The organism is Mycobacterium shigaense, from assembly GCF_002356315.1.
In the GTDB taxonomy this organism is placed as follows: Bacteria; Actinomycetota; Actinomycetes; order Mycobacteriales; family Mycobacteriaceae; genus Mycobacterium; species Mycobacterium shigaense.
Genome location: NZ_AP018164.1, coordinates 1106114 through 1129466 on the forward strand (window position 1 = coordinate 1106114; position 23353 = coordinate 1129466).

The following is a 23353-nucleotide window of genomic DNA, read 5'->3' on the forward strand; positions in this document are numbered from 1 at the left end:
AAGTTGAAAACCTCTTTAACAACTTCTTGAGCACCGCGGCTAATCGAACATCTATTCGATAGACTCCGGGTGTGGGTTTCAGCAATGAGCCGCGGAGTTGGGCGGAAATGGAGCGGCTGCTCGACAGCAAGCCGCGGCACGCCGGCACGCCGGTTCGGGCGGAACTCCCGGAAGAGGCCCCCTGGTCGCGCAAGCGGGAGGTGTACGAACCACCGGCCGGGCGGCGGGAGCGCTCGTCCGTCGCGTATGCCGAGTTGCACGCGCATTCGGCGTACAGCTTTCTCGACGGAGCCAGCACGCCGGAGGAGCTGGTCGAGGAGGCCGCCCGGCTGGATCTGCGGGCCCTGGCGCTGACCGACCACAACGGTCTGTACGGGGCGGTGCGGTTCGCCGAGGCGGCCGCGGAACTCGACGTGCGCACCGTGTTCGGCGCCGAGCTGTCGCTGGGATCGACCGCGCGCACCGAGGCGCCGGATCCACCCGGGCCGCATCTGCTGGTGCTGGCTCGCGGCCCGGAAGGGTATCGGCGGCTGTCGCGGCAGCTGGCCGCGGCGCATCTGGCCGGCGGCGAGAAGGGCAAGCCGCGCTTCGACTTCAACGCGCTCACCGAGGCCGGGGGCGGCCACTGGCACATCCTGACCGGCTGTCGCAAAGGCCATGTACGTCAAGCGCTTTCCGCCGAAGGTCCCGACGCGGCGCAGCGGGCGCTGGCCGATCTGGTGGATCGGTTCGGGGCGCACCGGGTCAGCATCGAGCTGACCCAGCATGGCCATCCGCTCGACGACGAACGCAACGCCGTGCTGGCCGCGCTCGCGCCGCGGTTCGGGGTCGGCGTCGTCGCCACCACCGGGGCGCACTTCGCGGGGCCGTCGCGGCGCCGGCTGGCCATGGCGATGGGCGCGATCCGGGCGCGGCAGTCGCTGGATGCAGCCGCGAGATGGCTGGCCCCGCTGGGCGGCTCGCACCTGCGCTCCGGCGACGAGATGGCCCGGCTGTTCGCGTGGTGCCCCGATGCGGTGAGCGCCGCGGCCGACCTCGGTGAGCAGTGCGCGTTCGGGCTGGCGCTGATCGCGCCGCAGCTGCCGCCGTTCGACGTGCCCGCCGGGCACACCGAGGACAGCTGGTTGCGGCAGCTGACGATGACGGGGGCGCGGGACCGCTACGGACTTCCCGAGAGCGCGCCGCGCGCCTACGCCCAGATCGAGCATGAGCTGAAAGTCATCGCACACTTGAGCTTTCCGGGCTACTTCCTGGTGGTTCACGATATCGCCCGGTTCTGCCGGGACAACAACATCCTGTGCCAGGGCAGGGGATCGGCGGCCAACTCCGCGGTCTGCTACGCCCTCGGGGTCACCGCCGTGGACCCGGTGGCCAACGAGCTGCTGTTCGAGCGCTTCTTGTCGCCGGCTCGCGACGGGCCGCCCGACATCGACATGGACATCGAATCGGACCAGCGCGAAAAGGTCATCCAGTACGTCTACGACAAATACGGCCGCGACCACGCCGCCCAGGTCGCCAACGTCATCACCTACCGGGGAAAGATCGCGGTGCGCGACATGGCCCGCGCCCTGGGCTTCTCGCAGGGCCAGCAGGACGCGTGGAGCAAGCAGATCAGCCACTGGAGCGGGTTGGCGGACTCACCCGATGTCGACGGCATTCCCGAGCCGGTGATCGACCTGGCGACCCAGATCCGGAACCTACCGCGACACATGGGAATTCATTCCGGCGGCATGGTGATCTGCGACCGCCCGATCGCCGATGTGTGCCCAGTGGAATGGGCGCGCATGGACAACCGCAGCGTCCTGCAGTGGGACAAAGACGACTGCGCGGCAATCGGTCTGGTGAAGTTCGATCTGCTCGGGCTGGGCATGCTCAGCGCGCTGCACTATGCGATCGACCTGGTGGCCGAACACAAGGGCATCCAGGTGGACCTGGCCAAACTCGACCTGTCCGAACCGGCGGTGTACGAGATGCTGCAGCGCGCCGATTCCGTCGGCGTGTTCCAGGTGGAGTCCCGCGCCCAGATGGCGACCCTGCCCAGGCTCAAGCCCCGGGTGTTCTACGACCTGGTGGTGGAGGTCGCGCTGATCCGGCCGGGGCCCATCCAGGGCGGGTCGGTGCATCCCTACATCCGGCGGCGCAACGGCGTCGACCCGGTCGTCTACGATCACCCATCCATGGCATCGGCATTGCGAAAGACATTGGGGGTACCGCTTTTTCAGGAGCAGCTGATGCAGCTCGCGGTGGACTGCGCCGGCTTTTCGGCCGCGGAGGCCGACCAGCTGCGGCGCGCCATGGGATCCAAGCGCTCGACAATGAGGATGCGACAGTTGCGCGGCCGGTTCTACGACGGCATGCGCGAACTGCACGGCGCCCCCGACGACGTGATCGACCGGACCTACGAAAAGCTGGAAGCCTTCGCCAACTTCGGCTTTCCCGAAAGCCACGCGCTGAGCTTCGCGTCGCTGGTCTTCTACTCGTCCTGGTTCAAGCTGCACCACCCGGCAGCGTTCTGTGCGGCGCTGCTGCGCGCCCAGCCGATGGGCTTCTACTCGCCCCAGTCGCTGGTGGCCGACGCCCGCCGGCACGGCGTGAGGGTGCACGGCCCGGACGTCAACGCCAGCCTGGCGCACGCCACGCTGGAAAATGCCGGCACCGAGGTCCGGCTGGGGCTCGGCGCCGTCCGCCACATCGGCGACGACCTCGCCGCGCGACTCATCGACGAACGAAAGACGAACGCCCCCTTTGCTTCTCTGCTTGACCTGACGACCCGGTTGCAGCTGTCTGTGCCGCAGACCGAGGCGCTGGCGACGGCCGGGGCGCTGGGCTGCTTCGGCATGTCGCGGCGCGAGGCGCTGTGGACGGCGGGGGCAGCGGCCACCCAGCGTCCCGACCGGCTACCCGGTGTGGGGTCCTCGTCGCATATCCCGGAGCTGCCGGGGATGAGCGAGCTGGAGCTGGCTGCCGCTGACGTGTGGGCCACCGGCATCTCCCCGGACAGCTATCCCACCCAGTTTCTGCGGGCCGACCTGGATGCGTTGGGCGTGGTGCCCGCCGGCGCGCTGGGCTCGGTGCCCGACGGCGACCGGGTGCTGATCGCCGGCGCGGTGACGCATCGGCAGCGACCCGGCACGGCGCAGGGGGTGACGTTCATCAACCTCGAGGACGAGACCGGCATGGTCAACGTGCTCTGCACGCCGGGGGTGTGGGCACGACACCGCAAGCTGGCCAACACCGCGCCGGCGCTGCTGATCCGCGGGCAGCTGCAAAACGCCAGCGGCGCGATCACCGTCGTCGCCGAACGGTTGGGCCGCATTTCGCTGTCCGTCGGCTCGAAGTCCCGCGACTTTCGCTGACTGCCCGCAAGGAGCCCATTGCCGGACAATTCGATATGGCCGTTGCCCGCCGCGTCGTAAACTAATCGAACCCAAAGTTTCAAGGGAGTCGAGATGGCATTCCGGCTTACTCGCCGCGGCGGCGCGATATTGGGTTGTGCTGCGGCGCTTGTTCTTTCTCCCGCGACTGCCAGCGCCGATCTGCCCGACCCGCACCAGCCGGACATGACCAAGGGCTTCTGTCCGGGTGGTCGATGGGGCTACGGCAATTTGGCCGTGTGCGACGGCGAAAAGTATCCGGATGGGTCGTTTTGGCATCAGTGGATGAAAACCTGGATCGTCGGCCCGCAGTTCTACTACGACTGCGTCGGTGGCGATGAACCTCTGCCCGGCCCGCCACCGCCCGGTGGCTGTGGCGGGGCGATTCCGCCCGGTCCGCCGCCGGACTGAGCTATCGGCGGCACACAACTAGCCCCCGGGCGTGGTCCAGACTCGGGTCGGAATGATCGCCAAACGCGTGCTGAACGCGTCCATCGAGATGCCCTCGGTCGCTTCGAGTTCCTTGGCCGCCTCGCCATACTTCGCCCAATAGCGTTCGTCGTCCTTGCAATTCACGTCGGTGGCATCGACCGTCGCGGTTCCCCCGATGACGATGATGCCGCCGCCGTTGCCGTCGGAATCCAAATTCAGACTCACCCGGGGATGCCCCTTGATGTGCGCGACCTTGCCGGCCTGCGGCATGGAGTACACCGTCAGCCTGGTGCCGTCGAAGTAGAACCAGACCAGGCGGGGTATCGGTTGGCCCGATTTGGCGACGGTGGTCAGCCACCCGAAGTTGTCCGTCTCCAGCCTGCTGGAAACCTCTTGTGTGAATTCGATGCCCATAGCTGCGAATGTAGCCTCCGACTATGACCCTCAACTTGTCTGTCGACGAAGTACTGGCCACAACCCGTTCGGTCCGCAAGCGCCTCGACTTGGACCGGCCGGTGCCGCGCGATGTGCTGATGGAGTGCCTCGAGCTGGCGCTGCAGGCCCCCACCGGATCGAACTCGCAGGGCTGGCAGTGGGTGTTCGTCGAGGACGCCGACAAGAAGAAGGCGATCGCCGACATCTACCTCTCCCACGCCCAGCCCTACCTCAGCGCACCGAAGCCGGCATATGCCGAGGGCGACACCCGAGGTGAGCGTATGCCAAAAGTCGTCGATTCGGCGATGTACCTCGCCGAGCACATGCACGAGGTGCCAGTGCTGCTGATCCCGTGCATCGAGGGCCGGGAAACCAAGTCGCCGCTGGGTGGCGTCTCGTTCTGGGCGTCGCTGTTTCCCGCGGTGTGGAGCTTCTGCCTGGCGCTGCGCTCTCGCGGCCTGGGCTCGTGCTGGACGACGCTGCACCTGCTCGGCGAGGGTGAGCGCAAGGTCTCCGAGATCCTCGGCATTCCCTTCGAGCAGTACAGCCAGGGCGGGCTGTTCCCGATCGCCTACACCAAGGGCACCGACTTCAAGCGGGCCAAGCGGCTACCCGCCGAGCAGTTGACCCACTGGAACAGTTGGTGACGGTGCGGGGGCTGCCCGACTCCTCAGCCCGCTAGACAGCTCCGGGATAACGCTGCTGGCGCCACGCCTCGTAGACGGCGATGGCCGCCGCGTTGGACAGGTTCAGCGACCGCCGACCCGGCAACATCGGGATGCGCACCTGCGCGGTGATGTGGCTGTCGGCCAGTGTCGCCGCGTCTAGGCCGTCGGGTTCCGGGCCGAACATCAACACGTCGCCCGGCCGATACTCGACGTCGGCGAACAGCGTCGCGGCGTGCGCGGTGAACGCGAACACCCGCGCCGGCAGCACCGCCTGCCACGCGGCCTGCAGCGTGGCGTGGACGGTGACCGACGCAAGGTCGTGATAGTCCAGCCCGGCCCGACGCAGCTTGGGTTCGGACAGGTCGAAGCCCAACGGCTCGACGAGATGCAATTCGGCGCCGGTGGCCGCCGCGGTGCGGATGGCGTTGCCCGTGTTGGGCGGGATCCGCGGCGACACGAACATTAGCTTGAACACAACTTGGGCATCTCTTTCACACCACGCCGAGACAGCCGACCAACGCGGTCGCGCCCACTACGAACAGTGGATTGGTCTTGGTGAAGACGAAGATCAGGGTGCACGTCCCGGTCAGGAGATAGGCCCGCCAGTCGTGATCGGCGGCCCTACTCATCACCAGCGAGGTGGCCAGGATCAGGCCCACGGTGAGCGGCGCGAATCCCCTTTCGATGGCATGCCGCAGGATGCCGCCCATCTTGGTGCCGACGAAGACGGCGACGTTCACCTGGTTTGCGCCGGGGAGTATCCGGCACATGGTCATGGCGGTGAGAAACTCCTCTTCCTCCATCCAGTGCTTCTCGACCACCAAAACCTCACGGGACCGAGCAGATAACCCGCCGCCGAACGAGCTTAGGGCGATGTGATTGGACGTTCGCGCCAGCTCGAATCGCGACACCTGCTGGCGCGGCGGGTTGATTTCACTCATGCAGGAGTTCTGGATCGTGCGGGAAATCCTTCTCGACATGCTCAGCCGGTTCCAGCGGATCGGGCGGATCGTAGTGCTGGGACAGCTCCCAATCGGCGTCGAACGTTTCACGCAACCGCCTCAAAACGGTTGGATCGGTGATCGTCATGCCGAGCTCGCGCCGTAAATCGAACGCGCTGCGGTCGATATTCATCGAACCCAGCAACGCATGCTGGTTGTCCACCATCAGCAGCTTGGCGTGGACCCTCAGGTTCTTCTGCTTGTGGACCTTCACGCCGTCGAAGCGCCGCAACGTCCGCAGCGACGAGAACGTGTCGAGAATGTCCCATTCGCTGATTCCATGCCGCCCCCCGCGCAGAATGCGTACTTTCACACCGCGATGCGCGGCCGCCGCAATGCGATCGAGAATTACCGCGTCCACATACTTGGGATGCTGAATGTCGAGTCGGTCTTGCGCCATGTCGATGAAATGCGCCATCCGCTTCCGCGAATTCGAGTTACTCCACAACAGGCCGTCCTGGTCTGCGGGCGTCGCCTCCCGCTGCTCCCAGTCGATGTCGAACACCTCGATGATCTGGGCGACGTGCTGCGGATCCTGCGTGATGATTCCGTAGTCGCGGGTTTGGGAAAAGTACTTGGGGTTGAGATTGAAGGTGGCCACCATGGCCGCCTTTTCGTCTGCGACTATTGACTTTTCGTGAGTGACGTAGAACCGTGGGCTGGACCATTTGACGTCTATTCCCGCACTTTCGAGGCACTCGAAAGTGCCGTCGTTGACGCGATCCCCGCCCGAGCGGGCCGCGTTGAGCATCACGCGCACGGCAACACCGGCATTGCTGCGGTCAATTACCGTCCGGATCAGATCTTCCTCGGTGAAGTTGAATTGTTTTATCAACAGCGAGCTTTGCGCGTTTTGGATGAATTCCCGGACCGGTTCCACGCCGTCGTCGGGCTCTACGATGAGCCGGCACGCAAATGCGGACATTCGAAAATGTTAGCACCGCAACAACTTAAATAACCGGTCAGCGCCGAACCGGAACGCGCCGGGATAATGGACTCATGGTCGACCCGAGCATCTGGTTCGTCGGCGACCTCGCCGAGCTTGACCTGCCCCGGTTGCATGCCCACGTCACCCCGACGGCCGCGCGGCGATCGGATTCGGCGCACACCGAGAATATGAGTTCACCGATTTCCCTCGACGACGCGGCGGACGCCGGGCTCGCGCCCGGCCTGCTGTTGTCCACCTGGGATCTGCGGCCTTTCAACGACTTTCACCGACGAGGCCGGCTTCCTGGTCGTCGCCCCAAGCCCGCGGTAGACCCGCTGCGCCGCATCTCCGTGGAACGCTTCTGGTGACCCAGGCCGCGGGCTGTCATACTCGTCGAATTGCCAGGTGATCACCGCTCGTGCCCTCTGCGCGTCGCGGGGGGAATAGTGCAGGAAGTCTCATGAACGTCTCGTCCTCGTCAGCGCCGATCCTGGGCGCGATCAGATGACCATGTTCATCCGCCCGGCCGACCCGGCCGAGGCGCCTGCGCCCGAATCCGCCGCCAAGCGCCCGCGAACCTGGTCGCCGAACAACTGGCCGGTGCGCGGGAAAGTGTTGGCGATCGTCCTGGTCCCGCTGATCCTGGCAACGATCTTCGGGGGCCTGCGGATCCACGCAGCGATAGCCAACTCCAGCGGTCTGCGCCTGGCCGCCGCCCGGGCGGACCTGTTGCCCACGCTCACCAAATACATGTCGGCGCTGGACGTCGCGCTGCTGGCGAACTCCACCGGGCGCGACGTCGAGGGGGCCAAGCAGAACTACGAGGCCCGCAAGGGTGAGCTGCGGACGCGCCTGGCCGACACCGACGTGATCCCCGACGTCCGCTCGGGCGTCGAGACGCTGCTGACCGCCGGCGAGTTCCTGGTGGCCAAGGTCGCCGACAACACCATCGGCGTGCGCGAGCGGGTGACGACGTACGCTCCGCTGCTGTTGACCGCCGAGGACGCCATCACCGCGTCGGTGCGCGCCGACGACGAGAAGATCCGCGCTGAGGCGCAGGGGTTGAGCCGCGCGGTCGGGGCCCGCGGGCAGATGACGATGCAGGAGATCCTGATCACCCGGGGCGCCGAGCTGCCCGAACCCGAGCTGCGCACCTCGATGATCACCCTGGCCGGCACCGAACCCTCGACGCTGTTCGGGATGAGCGATGTGCTGGGCGTGGGCTCGCCGGAGGCCAAGACGCTGCAGCAGCAGATGCTGACCCGGATGGCGATCATGTCCGACCCGGCCAGCGTGCTCGTCGACAACCCCGAGCTGCTGCGCTCGATCCGGATCACCGACGGCATCGCCGAGCAGGTGATCGACGGCGCCACGGCGTCGGTGACGAAGGCGGTGCACGCCCAGGCCACCGAGCGTCGCGACGCGGCCGTCCTGGACGCCGTCGTGGTGCTGGCCGCCATCGTCGTCGCGTTGGTGGTCGTCTCGCTGGTGGCGCGCGCGCTGGTGGTACCGCTGCGGGTGCTGCGCGACGGCGCGCTCAAGGTCGCGCACACCGACCTCGAAGAAGAGGTCGCGCGGGTGAAAGCCGGTGAGGCCGAGCCGATTCCGGTTCCACTGCCGGTGTACACCACCGAAGAGATCGGTCAGGTCGCGCACGCCGTCGACGAGCTGCACAGCCAGGCGCTGCTGTTGGCCGGCGACGAGGCCCGGTTGCGGCTGCTGGTCAACGACATGTTCGAGACGATGTCGCGGCGCAGCCGCTCGCTCGTCGACCAACAGCTGCAGCTCATCGACGGCCTGGAACGCAACGAGGAGGACCCCGAGCGGCTCGACAGCCTCTTTCGGCTGGATCACCTGGCCGCGCGGCTGCGCCGCAACAGCGCCAACCTGCTGGTCCTGGCCGGCGCGCAGCTCGCGCGCGATCAGCGCGAGCCGGTCGGCCTGTCAACCGTGATCAGCGCGGCGGTGTCCGAGGTCGAGGACTACCGCCGGGTCGAGATCGACGACCTGCCGGACAGCCAGCTGGTCGGCGCGGCGGCTGGCGGCGCCATCCACCTGTTCGCCGAGCTGATCGACAACGCCCTGCGTTATTCGCCGCCGACCACACCGGTCCGGATCTCGGGAAGGCGCAGCGGGGACGGGGGGGTCGTGCTGCGGATCGCCGACTCCGGCCTGGGCATGAACGACGCCGACCGGCGCATCGCCAACAAGCGGCTACAGGACGGCGGCGAGGCCAATCCCGACAACGCCCGTCACATGGGCCTTTTCGTGGTCGGCCGGATCGCCGCCCGGCACGGCATTCGGGTGGGCCTGCGCGGTCCGGCGCCGGACGAACCCGGCACGGGCACGACCGCGGAGATCTACCTGCCGGCGTCGGTGCTCGACGGAGCTGACGCGGCCCCGACCGCGAGGCTGCCGCGGCGGATCGGGGCGGTGTCGTCGCCGAGCGCCAAGTTGGCCAGCGAGGTCCCGGCGCGCACGGCCGCCGCTGCCGTCGCCGACCAGCGTCCGGCGGAGCCGCAGCCGACGAACCGCACCAAATCCGCGGAGCCGGCGCCGCCCATCGCCCTGCTGCCCCGCCGCAGCCCCGGATCCAGCGGAATCTCCGGGGTTCCGGAACAACCCGCGGCGCCCCGACCACCGCAGCGGCCCCCGCCCGCACCGCCGCCCGCACCGCCGCCCGCACCGCCGCGGCAACCGGTGCGCACGGTGTCGGACACGTCTGCCTTCTTTGCCGCCAAGCCCACTCAGCCCACCAAGCCCGTTACGCCCGCCAAGGGCCCGGCCGACGACGACGTCATCTACCGGCGGATGCTCTCGGAGATGATGGGCGATCCGCACGACCTGGTGAACAGCCCCGATCTGGATTGGCAGTCGGTGTGGGACCGCGGCTGGTCGCTGGCCGCGGAGGCCGAGGACAAGCCCGTCGACGCCCACACCGCCGACTACGGCCTGCCGGTGCGCACGCCGGGGGCCCGGCTGGTGCCGGGCACGGCCGGCGGTGACGATCCGCCCGAGCAGGGTGCCCCTGATGAGGGCAACGAGCGGCCCCTCGTAGCATCGAATGGCCGACAGCCCCAGCACGCGGCTGCGGTGCGCGACCCGGAGGCGGTTCGCGCCTCGTTCAGCAACCACTTCGGCGGCGTGCGCAGCGGACGCTCGCAGGCCCGCCACACCAGGCAAGGACCCGATCAGGAATGACTCAGCGATGACGGGGCCCGGCGGCGCACTGGACTGGCTGGTGACGAAATTCGCCCGCGAGGTCCCCGGCGTCGCTCACGCGTTGCTGGTGTCCGTCGACGGCCTGCCGATCGCCGCCAGCGAGCAGCTTCCCCGCGAACGTGCCGACCAACTGGCCGCGGTGGCGTCCGGGCTGGCCAGCCTCGCGAGCGGCGCCGCGCAGCTGTTCGACGGCGGGCAGGTGCTGCAGTCGGTGGTCGAGATGCAGAACGGATATCTGCTGCTGATGCGCGTCGGCGACGGATCGCATCTGGCTACGCTGGCGGTGCCGTCCTGCGATATCGGTCAGATCGGTTACGAGATGGCCATTCTCGTCGAACGGGTAGGTGGTGTGGTGCAGTCCGCCCGCCGCTCCGCATCCGTCAATTCGTGAGCCGCGATGGACGAACGCAGGGGACGGCCGCCCTCTCGCGAGGCGAGCCTGGTGCGGCCCTACACCCTCACGGCGGGGCGGACCGACGCCGGTGTCGAGCTACCGCTCGAGGCCCCGGTCCAGACGCTGCAGCCCGGGCTGGCGCGTCGATGGCTGGCCGGCGACGCGAGGGGCAGGATCATCGAACTGTGCGTCGACAGCCCGTCCGTCGCGGAGATCTCGGCCCGGCTGGATCTGCCGGTCGGGGTCGTGCGTGTCTTGGTCGGCGACCTGGTGTTGTCCGGTTTCCTGCGGGTGCACCGCACCCTGACCGGGCAATCGACCCGTGCTGAGCGCCTCGAACTCATAGGAAGGACGCTGCGTGGTCTCAAGGCCCTCTGACCCGGCAGCCACCGCCTCGACCAAGATCGTCATCGCGGGCGGCTTCGGCGCCGGCAAGACGACGTTCGTGGGTTCGGTGTCGGAGATCATGCCGCTGCGCACCGAGGAGATGGTCACCGACGCCTCGGCCGGACTCGACATGCTCGAGGCCACCCCGGACAAACGGACCACCACGGTCGCGATGGACTTCGGCCGCATCACCCTCGACGAGGATCTGGTGCTCTACCTGTTCGGCACGCCCGGTCAGCGGCGCTTCTGGTTCATGTGGGACGACCTGGTGCGCGGCGCGATCGGCGCGATCGTCCTGGTGGACTGCCGCCGGCTGCAGGACAGCTTCGCCGCCGTCGACTTCTTCGAACACCGCGGCCTGCCGTTCCTGGTCGCCGTCAACCAGTTCGACGGTGCGCCAAGCTATCCCGTCGGCGCGGTGCGCGAGGCCCTGGCCCTGTCCCCGCATATCCCGCTGCTCAATGTCGACGCCAGGGACCGCAGGTCGGCCACCGACGCGCTGATCGCGCTGAGCGAATACGCGCTGCAGAGCCTGACGGCCTGACCGCGTTGGCGCACTGGATCGACTGCGAGTTCTCCGGCCGCGATTTCCGCGACGAAGATCTGAGCCGGCTGGTCACCGAGCGTACCGTGTTCAGCGAATGCGATTTCCGCGGCGCCAATCTGGCCGAGTCCCAGCACCGCGGCTCGGCATTCCGTAACTGTACTTTCGAGCGAACTCTGTTGTGGCACAGCAGCTTTGCGCAATGCAGCCTGCTGGGTTCGACGTTCGTGCAGTGCCGGCTGCGGCCGATGACGTTCGACGAGGTGGACTTCACCCTCGCCGTGCTCGGCGGCAACGACCTGCGGGGCGTCGACCTGTCTGGTTGTCGGCTGCGCGAGACCAGCCTGGTGGAGACGGACCTGCGCAAAGCGGTGCTGCGCGGCGCCGACCTGTCCGGCGCGCGGACCATCGGTACCCGGCTGGACGACGCGGACCTGCGTGGGGCGTCGGTGGACCCGGCGTTGTGGCGGACCGCGACGCTGGCGGGCGCCCGGGTGGACGTCGGTCAGGCGGTGGCCTTCGCGGCGGCGCATGGCCTGCGGCTGGACGCGAAGCCGGACTAGCTTCAGCGTTTCAGCCGGATGCGCCACCACACGATGCCGGAGAAGACCACCGACAGCACGGCGAGCATGCCCATGTCGAGCAGCCACGCGTTGCTGGTGTGCGCCCAATGGCTGTCCTTCGGCCCGACCGGGACCAGCGCCCGCAGGTCGATCGTCGACGCCGATGCCGCATACCCCCAGCGCGAGGGCATCACCCAGGACAGCTGGTCGAGGAAGAGGCGGCCGGTGACCGGGATCAGGCCGCCGGCCAGCACCAGCTGCAGCATCAGCGACACGACCAGCAGCGGCATGATCTGCTCGTTGGAGCGGGCCACCGAGGACAGCACCATCCCGAGAATCGCCGAGGCCACACAGGTCGCGGCGACCGTGACGAACAGCTCGAGGCTCGAATTGCCCAACAGCACCGGCGGCTGGCTCGGCGCGCCCTTGCCGATCAGCACGATGGCGGTCGTGATCGCCGACTGGACGATTGCGAACGCGCAGAACACCGTCGTCTTGGCGCCGAGGTACGCCCAGGTCGACAGGCCGACCGCCTGTTCCCGGCGGAAGATCGGGCGTTCCCCGATCAAATCTCGGATGGTCAGCGCGGTTCCCATGAAGACGGCCGCGATGGACAGCAGCGTCAGGATCTGCGCGGCCTCGTCCGGGGTGTCGCTGGTCGCGTCGGGCATGCGGAACCCGGCGTGGCCCGGCACGGTCAACGACAGCGCACCCATGATGAACGGCAGCAGCGCCAGGAAGGCGAAATAGCCGCGGTCGGCGACGACCAGCCGCATCTGGCGGCGGGCGATCGTGGAGAACTGGCGGAGGAAGTGGGTGTGCGCCGGTGCGCCCAGATCGCCGGGCACCTCCGCCTGCGGCGGCGGCAGCTCTTGCTTGCGGGCCAGGAACCGGCGGTTGGCCTCGTCGGGGTCGGCGCCCACCTTGCCGAAGATCTCGGCCCAGTTGGTGGTGCCCATCGCTTCACCGATCTGGTCGGGCGCGCCCAGAAAGGCCGTCTTGCCGCCGGGCGCCATCAGCAGCACCTGATCGCACACGTCGAGGTGGGTCAGCGAGTGGGTCACGACCAGCACCACGCGGCCGGCGTCGGCGAGTTGCCGCAGCATGGTCATGACCTGCAGATCCAGCGCCGGGTCCAGCCCCGAGGTCGGTTCGTCGAGGATCAGCAGCGACGGACCGGTGAGCAACTCGAGCGCGACCGAGGCGCGTTTGCGCTGACCGCCGGAGAGTTTCTCCACGCGGGAGTCGGCGTGCTTGGTCAGGCCGAGCTCCTCGAGCACCTCGGCGACGACCTGTTCGCGGTCGGCCTTGCTGGTGTCGGGGGGCAGCCGCAGCTCGGCCGCGTAGCCCAGCGCCTGGTTGACGGTCAGCTGGCGGTGCACGACGTCGTCCTGCGGGACCATTCCGATCCGGGTGCGCATCGTGGCGTACTCGGTGTGGATGTTGTGGCCCTCGAAAGTGACCGAGCCGGCTGACGGCGTGGTGTAGCCGGCGATCAGTCGCGAGAGCGTGGACTTGCCCGCACCGGAGCCGCCGATGATGGCCGTCAGCGTGCCGGGACGGGCGCTCAGGGCCACCTTTTCCAGCAACTTCTTGCCGTTGATGGTGAAGTCGACGTCGCGCACCTCGAGGCCGCCGGCGCGGGTGGCCACCTCCTGGCGGCGCACCAGCGTACCGCCGGCGAACACCAGGTCGATGTTTCCGATCGTGACGACATCGCCCTCGGACAGCAGCGCGGTGCCGACCCGCTTGCCGTTGACGAAGGTTCCGTTGATGCTGCCCGCGTCGCGGATCTCGGTGCCCTTGGGCGTCGGGACCATGACCGCGTGGTGGCGCGAGGCCAGCACGTCGTGGATGACGATGTCGTTGTCCAGCTCGCGACCGATCCTTGCCCGCGCGGTCGCGGGCTGGGCCGGCTGCGTCGCGTCCCCGTCGGGTGGTCCGGACCGGCCGCCCCGCTGGGGCACGGCCTGGGTCTCGGCGCCGGGCCGGATGATCGGAACCGCGGTGGTGTGCAGCGCGTCGACGCTCGGCGGCGGCACGGGCCCGGGCGGCCGGCCGACCGACGGGGGCCTGGCCACGGGCGGCGGTTGGGGCTGCGGACGCGGGGGCGCCTGCGCAGGAGATTGCGCCGGCAACGGGGGTGGAGCGATGGTCGGGACCGACACGGTGGTCAACGGGCGCAGACCCACCGGGCCCTGGTGGCGCCCGACATCGAAACTTAGCCGCGGTCCGTCGGGCAGGCCGAGCGTCAGGCTCTGGCCGTCGCGGATGTCGACCGTGGACACCCGCCGGCCGTCGGCGAACAGCCCGTTCTGGGTGTGGTTGTCGATCGCGATCCAGCGGCCCCGGTCGAAGCGCAGCAGCAGGTGCGCGCGGGCGACCACCGGATGCGCGACGCGTACGTCCGCGTGCAGGTCGCTGCCGACCACCACGTCGCGGCCGGGCGCGAAGCTGGCTTGGGACCGGTTCGACCGAACCGTCAGCACCGGTTGCACGGGGCTGTTCATCGTCGCTTGAGTCGGATCTTCCACCACACGATCGCGCCGTAGACCACGTACAACACGCCGAGAATCGCCATGTCGAACAGCCAGGCGCTCTTGGTGTGGTTCCAGTGCTGATCCTTGGGGTCGGTGGGGCCCGGTATCAGCCGGTGGGTGTCGATCGTCGACGCCGACGCCGCGAAGCCCCACCGGGCGGGAGTGACCCACGACAACTGGTCGAGCACGATGCGGTCGGTCACCCAGATCATGCCGCCGGAGAACACCAGCTGGCTCATGATCGACACCACCAGCATCGGCATGATCTGGTCCTGCGACTGGGCCAGCGCCGACAGCGCCATGCCGAGCAGCGCCGCACCCACACACGTCGCCGCCACGGTGACGAACAGTTCGAAGTTGACATTGCCCAGCAGCACGGCGTGCGAGATCGGGGTGCCCCAGCCGATCACCGAGATGGCCGTCGCGATCGCGGCCTGCACGATCGCGAACGCCGAGAACACGACGATCTTGGCCCCCATGTAGGCCGCGGTCGACAGGCCGACCGCCTGCTCGCGGCGGAAGATGGGACGCTCGCCGATGAGGTCGCGGATCGTCAGCGCGGTGCCCATGAACACCGCGCCGACGTTGAGCATGACCAGAATCTGGTCCGGCTGAGCGGGATTGTTGCCCAGCGGGTCGCTCATGCCGTACCCCGTCTTGCCCCGGACCGTCAGCGTCAGCACGCCGATGAGGAACGGCAACAGCGCCAGGAACACGGTGTAGCCGCGGTCGGAGATCACCAGCCGGATCTGGCGGCGCGCGATCGTGGAGAACTGGCGGAACACGTCGGTGTGCACCGGTTCGCCGAGGTCGCCGGCCGGGCTGTCCTGCGACCGCGGGGGCGGCGGCTTGTTCTCGGCCAGGAAGCGGCGGTTGGCCTCGTCGGGGTCGGCGCCGACCTTGGCGAAGATGTCGGCCCAGTTGGTGGTGCCCATCGCCGGGCCGATCTGGTCCGGCGGGCCCAGGAAGGCCGTCTTGCCGCCGGGCGCGACCAGCAGCAGCTGATCGCAGACGTCGAGGTAGGACACCGAGTGGGTGACGATCAGCACCACGCGGCCGGCGTCGGCGAGCTGGCGCAGCATCATCATCACCTGGCGGTCCAGCGCCGGGTCCAGGCCGGTGGTGGGCTCGTCGAGGATCAGCAGCGACGGACCGGTGAGCAACTCGAGGGCCACCGAGGCGCGTTTGCGCTGACCGCCGGAGAGCTTGTCGACGCGGGTGTCGGCGTGCTTGGTCAGCTCGAGTTCCTCGAGCACCTGCGCGACCACCTGGTCACGGTCGGCCTTGCTGGTGTCGGGGGGCAGCCGCAGCTCGGCGGCATAGCCCAGCGCCTGGTTGACGGTCAGCTGCCGGTGCACGACGTCGTCCTGGGGGACCATCCCGATCCGGCTGCGCAACGACGCGTATTCCTTGTGGATGTCGTGGCCCTCGAAGGTGACCGACCCGGACGTCGGGCTGGTGTACCCGGCGATCAGCCGCGACAGTGTCGTCTTGCCCGCACCGGACCCGCCGATGATGGCGGTCAGCGTGCCGGGGCGGGCGGTCAGCGAAATGTGGTCGAGCAGTTGCTTTTTGCCTTGGTCGACGGCGTAGCAGACAGAGTTCACCTCGAGGCCGCCGGTGCGGGTGGCGGCCTCGGTGCGCCGCACCAGGGTGCCGCGGCTGAACACCAGGTCGACGTTTCCGATGGTGACGACGTCGCCTTCGGTCAACACCGCCGAGCCGACCCGCACGCCGTTGACGAAGGTCCCGTTGACGCTGTGCGCGTCGCGGATCTCGGTGCCCAGCGGCGTCTGGGTCAAAAAAGCGTGGTGGCGGGATGCCAGGACGTCCTGGATCACCAGGTCGTTGTCGGTGGCGCGACCGATCGTCAACGAGCCCGACGGCTTCTGGATTGCCCCGGACCGCGACGGCAGCAACGCCTGGAACATCTTGGTCGCGAGGTTCGCCACCTCGGGGGGCTTGGCCTGCACCGGCGACATCTGGGTACGCGGTGCCGCCTGCTGTGCGGCGCCCGGGTCGGGCGCATACGGCTGGAAGGTCGGCGGCGGGCCGGGCGGAGGCGCGGGTGGCCGGCCACCGCCGCCGCTGGTCGGATACACGGGCTGCCCGGGTGGCCGCGGCGGTTGACCGGAACCGCCGGGGGGCCGCATCGGCGCCGGGCGGGTCCCGCCGCGCAGCGGTGGGACGGGCGGGGCCGGGCTGGGCTGGCCCGAGCTCTGCGAGGGCGGCCACGCCGTCGCGGGCGGCCCGGCCGGCACCGGGATGCCCATCGACTCCGTCTGCGGCGGGCGGCCCGCCATGCCCTGGTGTCGCCCGACCTCGAACGTCAGTTGGGGGCCGTCGGGATTGCCGACGTTGATACTCTGGCCGTCGTGCAGGTCGATGACCGGCACCCGGCGGCCGTTGGCGAAAGTCCCGTTGAGCGAACCGTTGTCGATCGCCAGCCACCGGCCCTGGTCGAACCGCAGCAGCAGGTGAGCCCGCGAAATCAGCGGGTGCGTGATACGCATGTCGGCCCGCAGGTCGCGCCCGATCACCACGTCATGGCCTGCGGCGAAGGTGCGTTCCTGCCCGTCATAACGAACGGTGAGCGCCGGCGCGCCTGCTGCAGTCATCGACGACAACTCTAGCTGCTGGCCTCCGGACCGCTACGCAACCGAGTCGGGCGCTCCGGTGACGACGCAGCGAGTACGGGTATAGATCGTGGGCATGCACCGATTGCAGTGTGTGCAGGCCGAATGCACGCTGTGGGCGGCGCCGTCGGCGGCGATCCGGTTGATCAGGTCCGGCTCGGCCAGCAGCGCCCGGGCCATCGCGACGAACTCGAATCCCTCGGCCATCGCCAGGTCCATCGTGTCCCGCTGGGTGATCCCGCCCAACAGAATCAGCGGCAGCGACAGCTCGGCGCGGAAGAGCTTGGCGTCGCGCAGCAGGTAGGCCTCGCGGTACGGGTATTCGCGCAAAAACTTCGTGCCCGTCATGCGCATGCCCCAGCTCAGCGGCGGCTTGAAAGCGCCGGCGAACTCCTTGAGCGGCGCGTCGCCGCGGAACAGGTACATCGGGTTGACCAGCGAGCTGCCCGCGGTGAGTTCGATCGCGTCCAGCCCGCCGTCTTCCTCCAGCCACTTCGCGGTGATCAGCGACTCCTCGGTGCTGATCCCGCCGCGCACGCCGTCCGCCATGTTCAGCTTGGCGGTTACCGCGATCGGTGTTCCCTCCTTCTCCACCGCGCGGCGCACGGCCAGCACCAGGCCGCGGGCGACCTTGGCCCGGTTCTCCAGCGACCCGCCGAACTCGTCATCGCGCCGATTGATCAGCGGAGACAGGAATGAACTCGCCAAATAGTTGTGGCCCAAATGAATTTCGACGGCGTCGAAGCCCGCTTCGATGGCCAGCCGCGCCGCGTTGGCGTGCCCTTCGATCACGTCGTCGATGTCGTCGCGGGTGGCCTTGCGGGCGAACCGCATCCCGATCGGATTGAAGAACCGCACCGGCGCCAGGGCGGTCGCCTTATTGGTCTTGGCGTTGGCGACGGGGCCCGCATGGCCGATCTGGGCGCTGACGGCCGCGCCCTCGGCGTGAATCGCGTCGGCGAGCTTGCGTAGTCCCGGCACCGCCTCCGGACGCATCCACAGTCCATTGCCCTCGGTACGTCCGCCGGGGGAGACCGCGCAATAGGCGACGGTTGTCATGCCGACCCCGCCGGCGGCCGGGAGTCGGTGGTATTCGATCAGGTCATCGGTGACCAGCGCGCCGGACATGCGCGCCTCGAATGTCGCCGACTTGATGATCCGGTTGCGCAGGGTGACAGGACCCAGCTTGGCGGGGCTGAACACGTCCGGAATCTGGGGCTGGTCAGATGCCATGCGAGGAGCTTAATGGCGATCGCAAGCGCGGCGAAGCCGGGCGAAGCGGGTCGCCAGCATTGGGTACCGCCCCCGGCGTGCCAAACTGGGAGCCGTGGGCGCAATCACACTGGACGGCAAGGCCACCCGCGACGAGATCTTCGTTGACCTCAAGGAACGGGTGGCGGCACTGACCGCGTCGGGCCGCACACCGGGGCTGGGCACCATTCTGGTCGGCGACGACCCGGGCTCGCAGGCGTACGTCCGCGGCAAACACGCGGACTGCGCGAAGGTGGGCATCACGTCGATCCGCCGCGACCTGCCTGCCGACATCAGCACCGCGAAGCTCAACGAGACCATCGACGAGCTCAACGGCAATCCCGAGTGCACCGGCTACATCGTGCAGCTGCCGCTACCCAAGCATCTGGACGAGAACGCGGCGCTGGAACGTGTCGACCCGGGCAAGGACGCCGACGGGCTGCACCCGACCAACCTGGGCCGGCTGGTGCTGAACAACCCCGCGCCGCTCCCGTGCACGCCGCGCGGCATCGTCCACTTGTTGCGGCGTTACGGCGTCGAGATCGCCGGGGCGCACGTCGTGGTCATCGGCCGCGGTGTCACGGTCGGCCGCCCGCTGGGGCTGCTGCTGACCCGCCGCTCGGAGAACGCCACAGTGACGTTGTGCCACACCGGAACTCGTGATCTGCCGACGCTCACCAGACAGGCGGACATCGTCGTCGCCGCCGTTGGCGTGCCGCATCTGCTGACGGCGGGCATGGTCCGTCCGGGTGCCGCCGTGCTCGACGTCGGCGTCAGCCGCACCGACAGCGGCCTGGTTGGCGATGTGCACCCGGACGTCTGGGAGGTCGCCGGTCACGTATCACCGAATCCCGGCGGTGTCGGCCCGCTGACCCGGGCGTTCCTGCTGACCAACGTGGTCGAGTTGGCCGAGAAGCGGTGACCTCGGCGGGTGTCGCGGCGAAAGCACAATGGCCGGCCCTGCTGGTCGGGCTGATCTTCGTCATTGCCTTCGTCTTGGTCGGGGCGGACTTCTGGCGGCGTGGTTCGCTGCTGATCGGCATCGGCGTCGGCGTCGCGGCGGGACTGCGATTGCTGCTGCCCGACGAGCGGGCCGGTCTGCTGGCGGTGCGCAGCAAAGGCATCGACTTCGTCACCACCGCGACGGTCGGTGCGGCGATGGTCTACATCGCGTGGACGATCGATCCGCTTGGTACCGGCTAGATTCCGGGTCCGGTGATCTGCGGCAGCCCCGCCCCGGCACCGCCGGGTACCCCGGCGCCGGGCACGGCGCCGGTAATTCCCGGCATGGGGGCGCCGGGCATACCGCCGGGCATTCCGGGCATGACGTTGTTGATGCCGGGCACTCCCGGCATACCGGCGCCGGGCGTACCGCCTGGCATTCCGGGCATCGCCCCGCCGGGCAGCCCAGACATGTTGCCGTTGACCAGGTTTGAGATCTCCGCCGGACAGTACGACTGAATCGCGATGGTGGTGAACGTCTGCGCCATCGCGGGCGACATGCCCCGCCGTCGGATGCTGGCGACGGCCCCGGCGAAGCTGCCGCCCGGCTGGGCGATCATCGGGCAGATCGATTCACCCACTGCCATCGCGTTTCCCGGTTGGCCGAAGTCGATGCCGGCATGGTTGAGCGCGTCGATGAAAGCGTCGTCGGCGGTGGCGTCCGCCCCGGCCGGCGCGGCAACCGCGGACGCCATGGTGAGTAGGGCGGCGGCGACCATCAGCAACCGAATCACCAGCGGCTGTTGACGAAACATCCATACCCAACTATGAGTTCGTTCAAGCACTTTCATGACAGCTTCCCCATCTGCCGCGGAGTGCTCGGCCGGCACTCAAATCACTCTTGAAACCTTGGGGCATGACTGTCACGTTTGGAATACGGCGGGATCAAGGTTTGCGAACTATGCGTTTCGTGAGTGCGACGCAGTCGAGACATCGGTTATTGACCCGAAGCCGTTTCGGAGCGTTTCGAAGTCAATCGACGCCACACTGTGATCTGACACGTGGCGCGACGGGAAGATTTCTGGCTGCGAGATGGGCGAGAATCCGGCGCATGACGACGAATCGCGGCTGTCCCGTCGACCTTTCCACGCAGAGGGGGATCTCGCGCCAGAATTTTCTTCGCGGCACCGTCGGGGTCCTGGCGACGGGCGCGATGTTCGGCGCGACCCGTGCGTCGGCGGACCCCGTCAACGCCGCGGCCGGGTGGAGCGGGCTGGCCTCGACGATCGGTGGCAGCGTCTTGCTGCCCGCCAGCGGCGCCCAGTTCTCGACGGGCAAACAGGTCTTCAATTCGCTGTACAACAACTCCACCCCGGCGGCGGTGGTCACGGTGTCGTCGCAGGCTGATGTGCAAAAGGCGGTGGCGTTCGCAACGGCCAACAATCTGAAGATCGCTCCGCGCGGGGGTGGGCATTCCTACATCGGCGCGTCCAGTGCCAACGGCACCATGGTGCTCGACCTGCGCGGGCTTCCCGGCGGGGCGAACTTCGACGGTGGCAGCGGCAATGTCACGGTGACCCCGGCGACGAATCTCTTTGCGGTACAACAGGCGTGCGCCGGGTCCGGTCGCGCGATCCCGATCGGCAGTTGCCCCACCGTCGGTGTCGCGGGGCTGACGCTGGGTGGCGGGATCGGGGCCGACTCGCGTCATGCGGGGCTGGCGTGCGACGCGCTGCAATCGGCGACGGTGGTGTTGCCCAGCGGCGAGGTGGTCACCGCTTCCGCCAACGATCATCCGGATCTGTTCTGGGCGTTGCGCGGTGGCGGCGGGGGCAATTTCGGCGTGACCACGTCAATGACGTTCGGCACCTTCGCCACCGGTGACACCGACATCGTGCGGCTCAACTTCGCGCCGTCGTCGGCGGTGCAGGTGCTGGTCGGCTGGCAGACGTGGCTGAACGGGGCCGACCGCAATACCTGGGCGATGGTCGACCTCTCGGTCGGCTCGGGCCAGCCCGACTGCCACATCCTGGCGACCTGTCCCGCAGGCGGGGGCGCGGCGGTGACCGACGCGCTGAAGTCCGCGGTTGGCTTGCAGCCCACCGCGGTACAGAACAAGACGATGAACCGGATGGACCTGGTGACCTATCTGGCAGGCGGCAGTTCGACGTCGCCGCCGCGCGGCTTCGTCGCGGGGTCCGACGTGGTGCCCACCATCAATTCCGCTGCGGCCCATGCCATTGCCACCGCGATCGGCCAGTGGCCGGCCAGCGGCGGGCAGGCGTCGCTGCTGGTGGACCCGCTGGGCGGCGCCGTGGCTGACGTGGCGCCCGCGGACTCGGCGTTTCCGTGGCGCAAGCAGTCGGCGGTGCTGCAGTGGTATGTCGAGCCGGCCGCCAACCAGGTGACGGCCGCGACGCAGTGGTTGAGCTCGGCGCACCAAGCGGTGCAACAGTTCTCGGCCGGCGGATACGTGAACTACCTCGAGCCCAACCCGTCGGCGTCCCGCTATTTCGGTTCGAACCTTTCACAGCTGAGCGCCGTTCGGCAGAAGTACGACCCCCACAAGGTGATGTTTTCGGGGCTGAACTTCTAGAGGGGTCAGCGGCCAAGTAAGCGACGGCGGTGTTCAAGGAATTCCTCGTGGGTCAACCATCCCTGATCGCGAAGCCTGACGATGTCACGTAATGCGGCCGCGATCCCGGTGACCACGACCCGCGGGTTGTGCTGCGACGCGGTGTCTGCGCCCTGACCCGCGGCGCTTTCGGCGCGCGCGGTCACCCCCTGGCGGGCCATTGCCGCCTTCCCAATGTCGGCCTCGCTGCCAGTTTGTGGAGTACCGGCCATGGCTTGTCCGGCCATGCCGGACAAGCCCATGTCATTGGCCGTGCTTGCCGGCCCGGCTTCGCACGGTTGCGCCGTGGTCAAGGCCCTGAGCGCCAGCGCGGCGGGGCGGGGCTGTGGAGCCTCGGCGGTCCAGGACGGCGGCACCGACAATGTTCCCACCGTGTTCGTCCCGCCCAGACCAGCGGACAACGTTCCCGGAGGCCGGTTGGTGAGCGTTGCCGGCAACTCCGTCACCGGCGCCGCCCCATTCCCCGGCCAGGGCTGTTGCCCGGCCCAACCGGCGACGATCTCATCGGTGTGCACACCGTTGAGATAGCCGCCGATGGCGAACGGGAGATCGACGCCCCCCGCCATGATCGCCAAGGGGAGGCTTGTGCCCAGGCCGGCAAGCGCGGCCGGCGTGCCGAAGAGGATCGTAATCACCTCGCTCAGCACGTTCAGCGGGTCCGACGGTGGCCCGAAAACCGGCACTGCGGCAAGGTTCTGCAGCGTGTCGGGCACCGCCGAGAACGTTTGGGAGACAGTCGAAACGGTGCTTTGTACGTTTCCGGGTGCCCCGGACAGGGCTTGGCTGACTGCGGCGGCTTGGCTCGCTGTCCCGCCCGGGTGGGTATTCTGTTGTGGTGAGGTGAACGGCGTCAGCGTTGTTGCGGCTGCCGAGGAAGCCGCGTAGCCATACATCGCCGCCGCGTCCTGGGCCCACATCCGTGCGTAGTCGGCCTCGGCGGCCGCAATCGCCGGCGTGTTTTGGCCGAAGAAGTTCGTCGCCACCAGCGTCATCAGCAAGCTGCGATTGGCCGCGATCTCGGGTGGTGGCACTGTCGCTATGAATGCGGCCTCGTAGGCGGCGGCCGCGGCGTTGGCCTGAGCGGCCGTCTGCGCGGCTTGCTCGGCGGTGCTGCTCAGCCATGCGCCATAAGTCGCGGCCGCGGCCGTCATCGCCGCCGATGACGGGCCCGACCAGGAATCGATCAAGTCGGAGATGGCCAGCTGATATGCGCCGGCTGCGGCGTACAGCTCGTCGGCCAGTCCATCCCAGGCTTGCGCGGCAGCCAGCATTGGCCCCGAGCCGGGTCCGGCATACATCCGGCCGGAGTTGATCTCCGGCGGAAATATCGCGAAATCCAAAGCCGCACATTCCTCGTTTCAGAAACCCCCGCTGCGTTTGCAGCCGCACGGCGCCGACACA

20 protein-coding genes and 1 pseudogene are annotated in these 23353 nt (G+C 68.4%); 12 read left to right on the plus strand and 9 right to left on the minus strand.

All coding sequences use genetic code 11. The annotated features are described in order from the left end of the window. Positions 1–71: 71 nt before the first annotated feature. Complete coding sequence (locus MSG_RS05225) at positions 72–3356, plus strand: error-prone DNA polymerase (protein WP_096437666.1); 3285 nt, start codon at positions 72–74, stop codon at positions 3354–3356. Between the two features lie 93 nt (positions 3357–3449). After that, positions 3450–3785: a hypothetical protein gene (locus MSG_RS05230; RefSeq protein ID WP_096437668.1), complete on the plus strand. Its 336-nt coding sequence runs from the start codon at positions 3450–3452 to the stop codon at positions 3783–3785. Positions 3786–3803: 18 nt separating this feature from the next. Here the strand turns inward: MSG_RS05230 and MSG_RS05235 are convergent, their stop codons facing one another. Further along, the gene (locus MSG_RS05235; protein ID WP_096437670.1) at positions 3804–4220 is read right to left on the minus strand and encodes a TIGR03667 family PPOX class F420-dependent oxidoreductase; all 417 of its coding nucleotides are present in this window, start codon (positions 4218–4220) and stop codon (positions 3804–3806) included. Between the two features lie 23 nt (positions 4221–4243). Here MSG_RS05235 and MSG_RS05240 point away from each other — a divergent pair, with 23 nt between their 5' ends. After that, positions 4244–4888, plus strand: a complete 645-nt coding sequence (locus MSG_RS05240; protein ID WP_096437672.1) for a nitroreductase family protein — start codon at positions 4244–4246, stop codon at positions 4886–4888. A 31-nt stretch (positions 4889–4919) separates the two neighbouring features. Here MSG_RS05240 and MSG_RS05245 read toward each other — a convergent pair whose 3' ends face one another. The 3 genes from MSG_RS05245 to MSG_RS05255 are packed head-to-tail and all read right to left on the minus strand — an operon-like array spanning position 4920 to position 6835. Beyond that, on the minus strand, positions 4920–5384 hold the full coding sequence (locus tag MSG_RS05245; protein WP_096437674.1) for a tRNA (cytidine(34)-2'-O)-methyltransferase: 465 nt from the start codon (positions 5382–5384) through the stop codon (positions 4920–4922). Positions 5385–5400: 16 nt separating this feature from the next. Next, the gene (locus MSG_RS05250; protein WP_096437676.1) at positions 5401–5850 is read right to left on the minus strand and encodes a chromate transporter; all 450 of its coding nucleotides are present in this window, start codon (positions 5848–5850) and stop codon (positions 5401–5403) included. Beyond that, positions 5843–6835 carry a phospholipase D-like domain-containing protein gene (locus tag MSG_RS05255; protein ID WP_096437678.1) on the minus strand — a complete coding sequence of 331 codons (993 nt, stop codon included), beginning with the start codon at positions 6833–6835 and terminating at the stop codon, positions 5843–5845. Before MSG_RS05255 ends, MSG_RS05250 begins: the two co-directional genes overlap by 8 nt. 35 nt (positions 6836–6870) lie before the next feature. Between MSG_RS05255 and MSG_RS26090 the strand changes: the two are divergent. The 6 genes and pseudogenes from MSG_RS26090 to MSG_RS05285 all read left to right on the plus strand — a co-directional run. Further along, positions 6871–7206, plus strand: a pseudogene (locus MSG_RS26090) (hypothetical protein); the annotation flags it as partial. A 136-nt stretch (positions 7207–7342) separates the two neighbouring features. Then, entirely contained in the window at positions 7343–10039 is a 2697-nt protein-coding gene (locus tag MSG_RS05265; RefSeq protein WP_096437680.1) for a sensor histidine kinase, read from the plus strand. A 7-nt stretch (positions 10040–10046) separates the two neighbouring features. Then, complete coding sequence (locus MSG_RS05270) at positions 10047–10451, plus strand: serine protease inhibitor (RefSeq protein ID WP_096437682.1); 405 nt, start codon at positions 10047–10049, stop codon at positions 10449–10451. Between the two features lie 6 nt (positions 10452–10457). Then, entirely contained in the window at positions 10458–10832 is a 375-nt protein-coding gene (locus MSG_RS05275; RefSeq protein ID WP_096437684.1) for a DUF742 domain-containing protein, read from the plus strand. Further along, positions 10813–11385 carry a GTP-binding protein gene (locus MSG_RS05280; protein ID WP_096437686.1) on the plus strand — a complete coding sequence of 191 codons (573 nt, stop codon included), beginning with the start codon at positions 10813–10815 and terminating at the stop codon, positions 11383–11385. The genes MSG_RS05275 and MSG_RS05280 overlap by 20 nt, the downstream gene beginning before the upstream one ends. 5 nt (positions 11386–11390) lie before the next feature. Continuing rightward, complete coding sequence (locus MSG_RS05285; protein ID WP_096437688.1) at positions 11391–11948, plus strand: pentapeptide repeat-containing protein; 558 nt, start codon at positions 11391–11393, stop codon at positions 11946–11948. Between the two features lie 2 nt (positions 11949–11950). Here the strand turns inward: MSG_RS05285 and MSG_RS05290 are convergent, their stop codons facing one another. The 3 genes from MSG_RS05290 to MSG_RS05300 are packed head-to-tail and all read right to left on the minus strand — an operon-like array spanning position 11951 to position 18357. Then, complete coding sequence (locus MSG_RS05290) at positions 11951–14458, minus strand: ATP-binding cassette domain-containing protein (protein WP_096437690.1); 2508 nt, start codon at positions 14456–14458, stop codon at positions 11951–11953. Then, positions 14455–17106 carry an ATP-binding cassette domain-containing protein gene (locus MSG_RS05295; protein ID WP_096437692.1) on the minus strand — a complete coding sequence of 884 codons (2652 nt, stop codon included), beginning with the start codon at positions 17104–17106 and terminating at the stop codon, positions 14455–14457. Before MSG_RS05295 ends, MSG_RS05290 begins: the two co-directional genes overlap by 4 nt. A gap of 33 nt (positions 17107–17139) precedes the next feature. Next, on the minus strand, positions 17140–18357 hold the full coding sequence (locus tag MSG_RS05300; protein WP_096437694.1) for an NADH:flavin oxidoreductase: 1218 nt from the start codon (positions 18355–18357) through the stop codon (positions 17140–17142). 94 nt (positions 18358–18451) lie between these two features. Between MSG_RS05300 and MSG_RS05305 the strand changes: the two genes are divergently transcribed. After that, on the plus strand, positions 18452–19297 hold the full coding sequence (locus MSG_RS05305; protein WP_096437696.1) for a bifunctional methylenetetrahydrofolate dehydrogenase/methenyltetrahydrofolate cyclohydrolase: 846 nt from the start codon (positions 18452–18454) through the stop codon (positions 19295–19297). Between the two features lie 38 nt (positions 19298–19335). Continuing rightward, positions 19336–19578, plus strand: a complete 243-nt coding sequence (locus tag MSG_RS05310; protein ID WP_232011243.1) for a DUF3017 domain-containing protein — start codon at positions 19336–19338, stop codon at positions 19576–19578. Here MSG_RS05310 and MSG_RS05315 read toward each other — a convergent pair. After that, positions 19575–20168, minus strand: coding sequence for a DUF732 domain-containing protein (locus MSG_RS05315; RefSeq protein WP_096437700.1), 594 nt, complete (start codon positions 20166–20168; stop codon positions 19575–19577). The genes MSG_RS05310 and MSG_RS05315 overlap by 4 nt on opposite strands. Positions 20169–20428: 260 nt before the next feature. Between MSG_RS05315 and MSG_RS05320 the strand changes: the two genes are divergently transcribed. Then, the gene (locus MSG_RS05320) at positions 20429–21913 is read left to right on the plus strand and encodes an FAD-dependent oxidoreductase (protein ID WP_096437702.1); all 1485 of its coding nucleotides are present in this window, start codon (positions 20429–20431) and stop codon (positions 21911–21913) included. Between the two features lie 5 nt (positions 21914–21918). Here MSG_RS05320 and MSG_RS05325 read toward each other — a convergent pair whose 3' ends face one another. Continuing rightward, entirely contained in the window at positions 21919–23292 is a 1374-nt protein-coding gene (locus tag MSG_RS05325) for a PPE family protein, SVP subgroup (protein WP_096437704.1), read from the minus strand. Positions 23293–23353 lie beyond the last annotated feature (61 nt).

Excerpts from the sequence above, each read along its gene's own strand:
- MSG_RS05230 (WP_096437668.1), top strand. The coding sequence starts at position 3,450 with ATGGCATTCCGGCTTACTCGCCGCGGCGGCGCGATATTGGGTTGTGCT.
- MSG_RS05235 (WP_096437670.1), bottom strand. The coding sequence starts at position 4,220 with ATGGGCATCGAATTCACACAAGAGGTTTCCAGCAGGCTGGAGACGGAC.
- MSG_RS05240 (WP_096437672.1), top strand. The coding sequence starts at position 4,244 with ATGACCCTCAACTTGTCTGTCGACGAAGTACTGGCCACAACCCGTTCG.
- MSG_RS05250 (WP_096437676.1), bottom strand. The coding sequence starts at position 5,850 with ATGAGTGAAATCAACCCGCCGCGCCAGCAGGTGTCGCGATTCGAGCTG.
- MSG_RS05255 (WP_096437678.1), bottom strand. The coding sequence starts at position 6,835 with ATGTCCGCATTTGCGTGCCGGCTCATCGTAGAGCCCGACGACGGCGTG.
- MSG_RS05265 (WP_096437680.1), top strand. The coding sequence starts at position 7,343 with ATGACCATGTTCATCCGCCCGGCCGACCCGGCCGAGGCGCCTGCGCCC.
- MSG_RS05270 (WP_096437682.1), top strand. The coding sequence starts at position 10,047 with ATGACGGGGCCCGGCGGCGCACTGGACTGGCTGGTGACGAAATTCGCC.
- MSG_RS05275 (WP_096437684.1), top strand. The coding sequence starts at position 10,458 with ATGGACGAACGCAGGGGACGGCCGCCCTCTCGCGAGGCGAGCCTGGTG.
- MSG_RS05290 (WP_096437690.1), bottom strand. The coding sequence starts at position 14,458 with ATGAACAGCCCCGTGCAACCGGTGCTGACGGTTCGGTCGAACCGGTCC.
- MSG_RS05295 (WP_096437692.1), bottom strand. The coding sequence starts at position 17,106 with ATGACTGCAGCAGGCGCGCCGGCGCTCACCGTTCGTTATGACGGGCAG.
- MSG_RS05300 (WP_096437694.1), bottom strand. The coding sequence starts at position 18,357 with ATGGCATCTGACCAGCCCCAGATTCCGGACGTGTTCAGCCCCGCCAAG.
- MSG_RS05315 (WP_096437700.1), bottom strand. The coding sequence starts at position 20,168 with ATGAAAGTGCTTGAACGAACTCATAGTTGGGTATGGATGTTTCGTCAA.
- MSG_RS05320 (WP_096437702.1), top strand. The coding sequence starts at position 20,429 with ATGACGACGAATCGCGGCTGTCCCGTCGACCTTTCCACGCAGAGGGGG.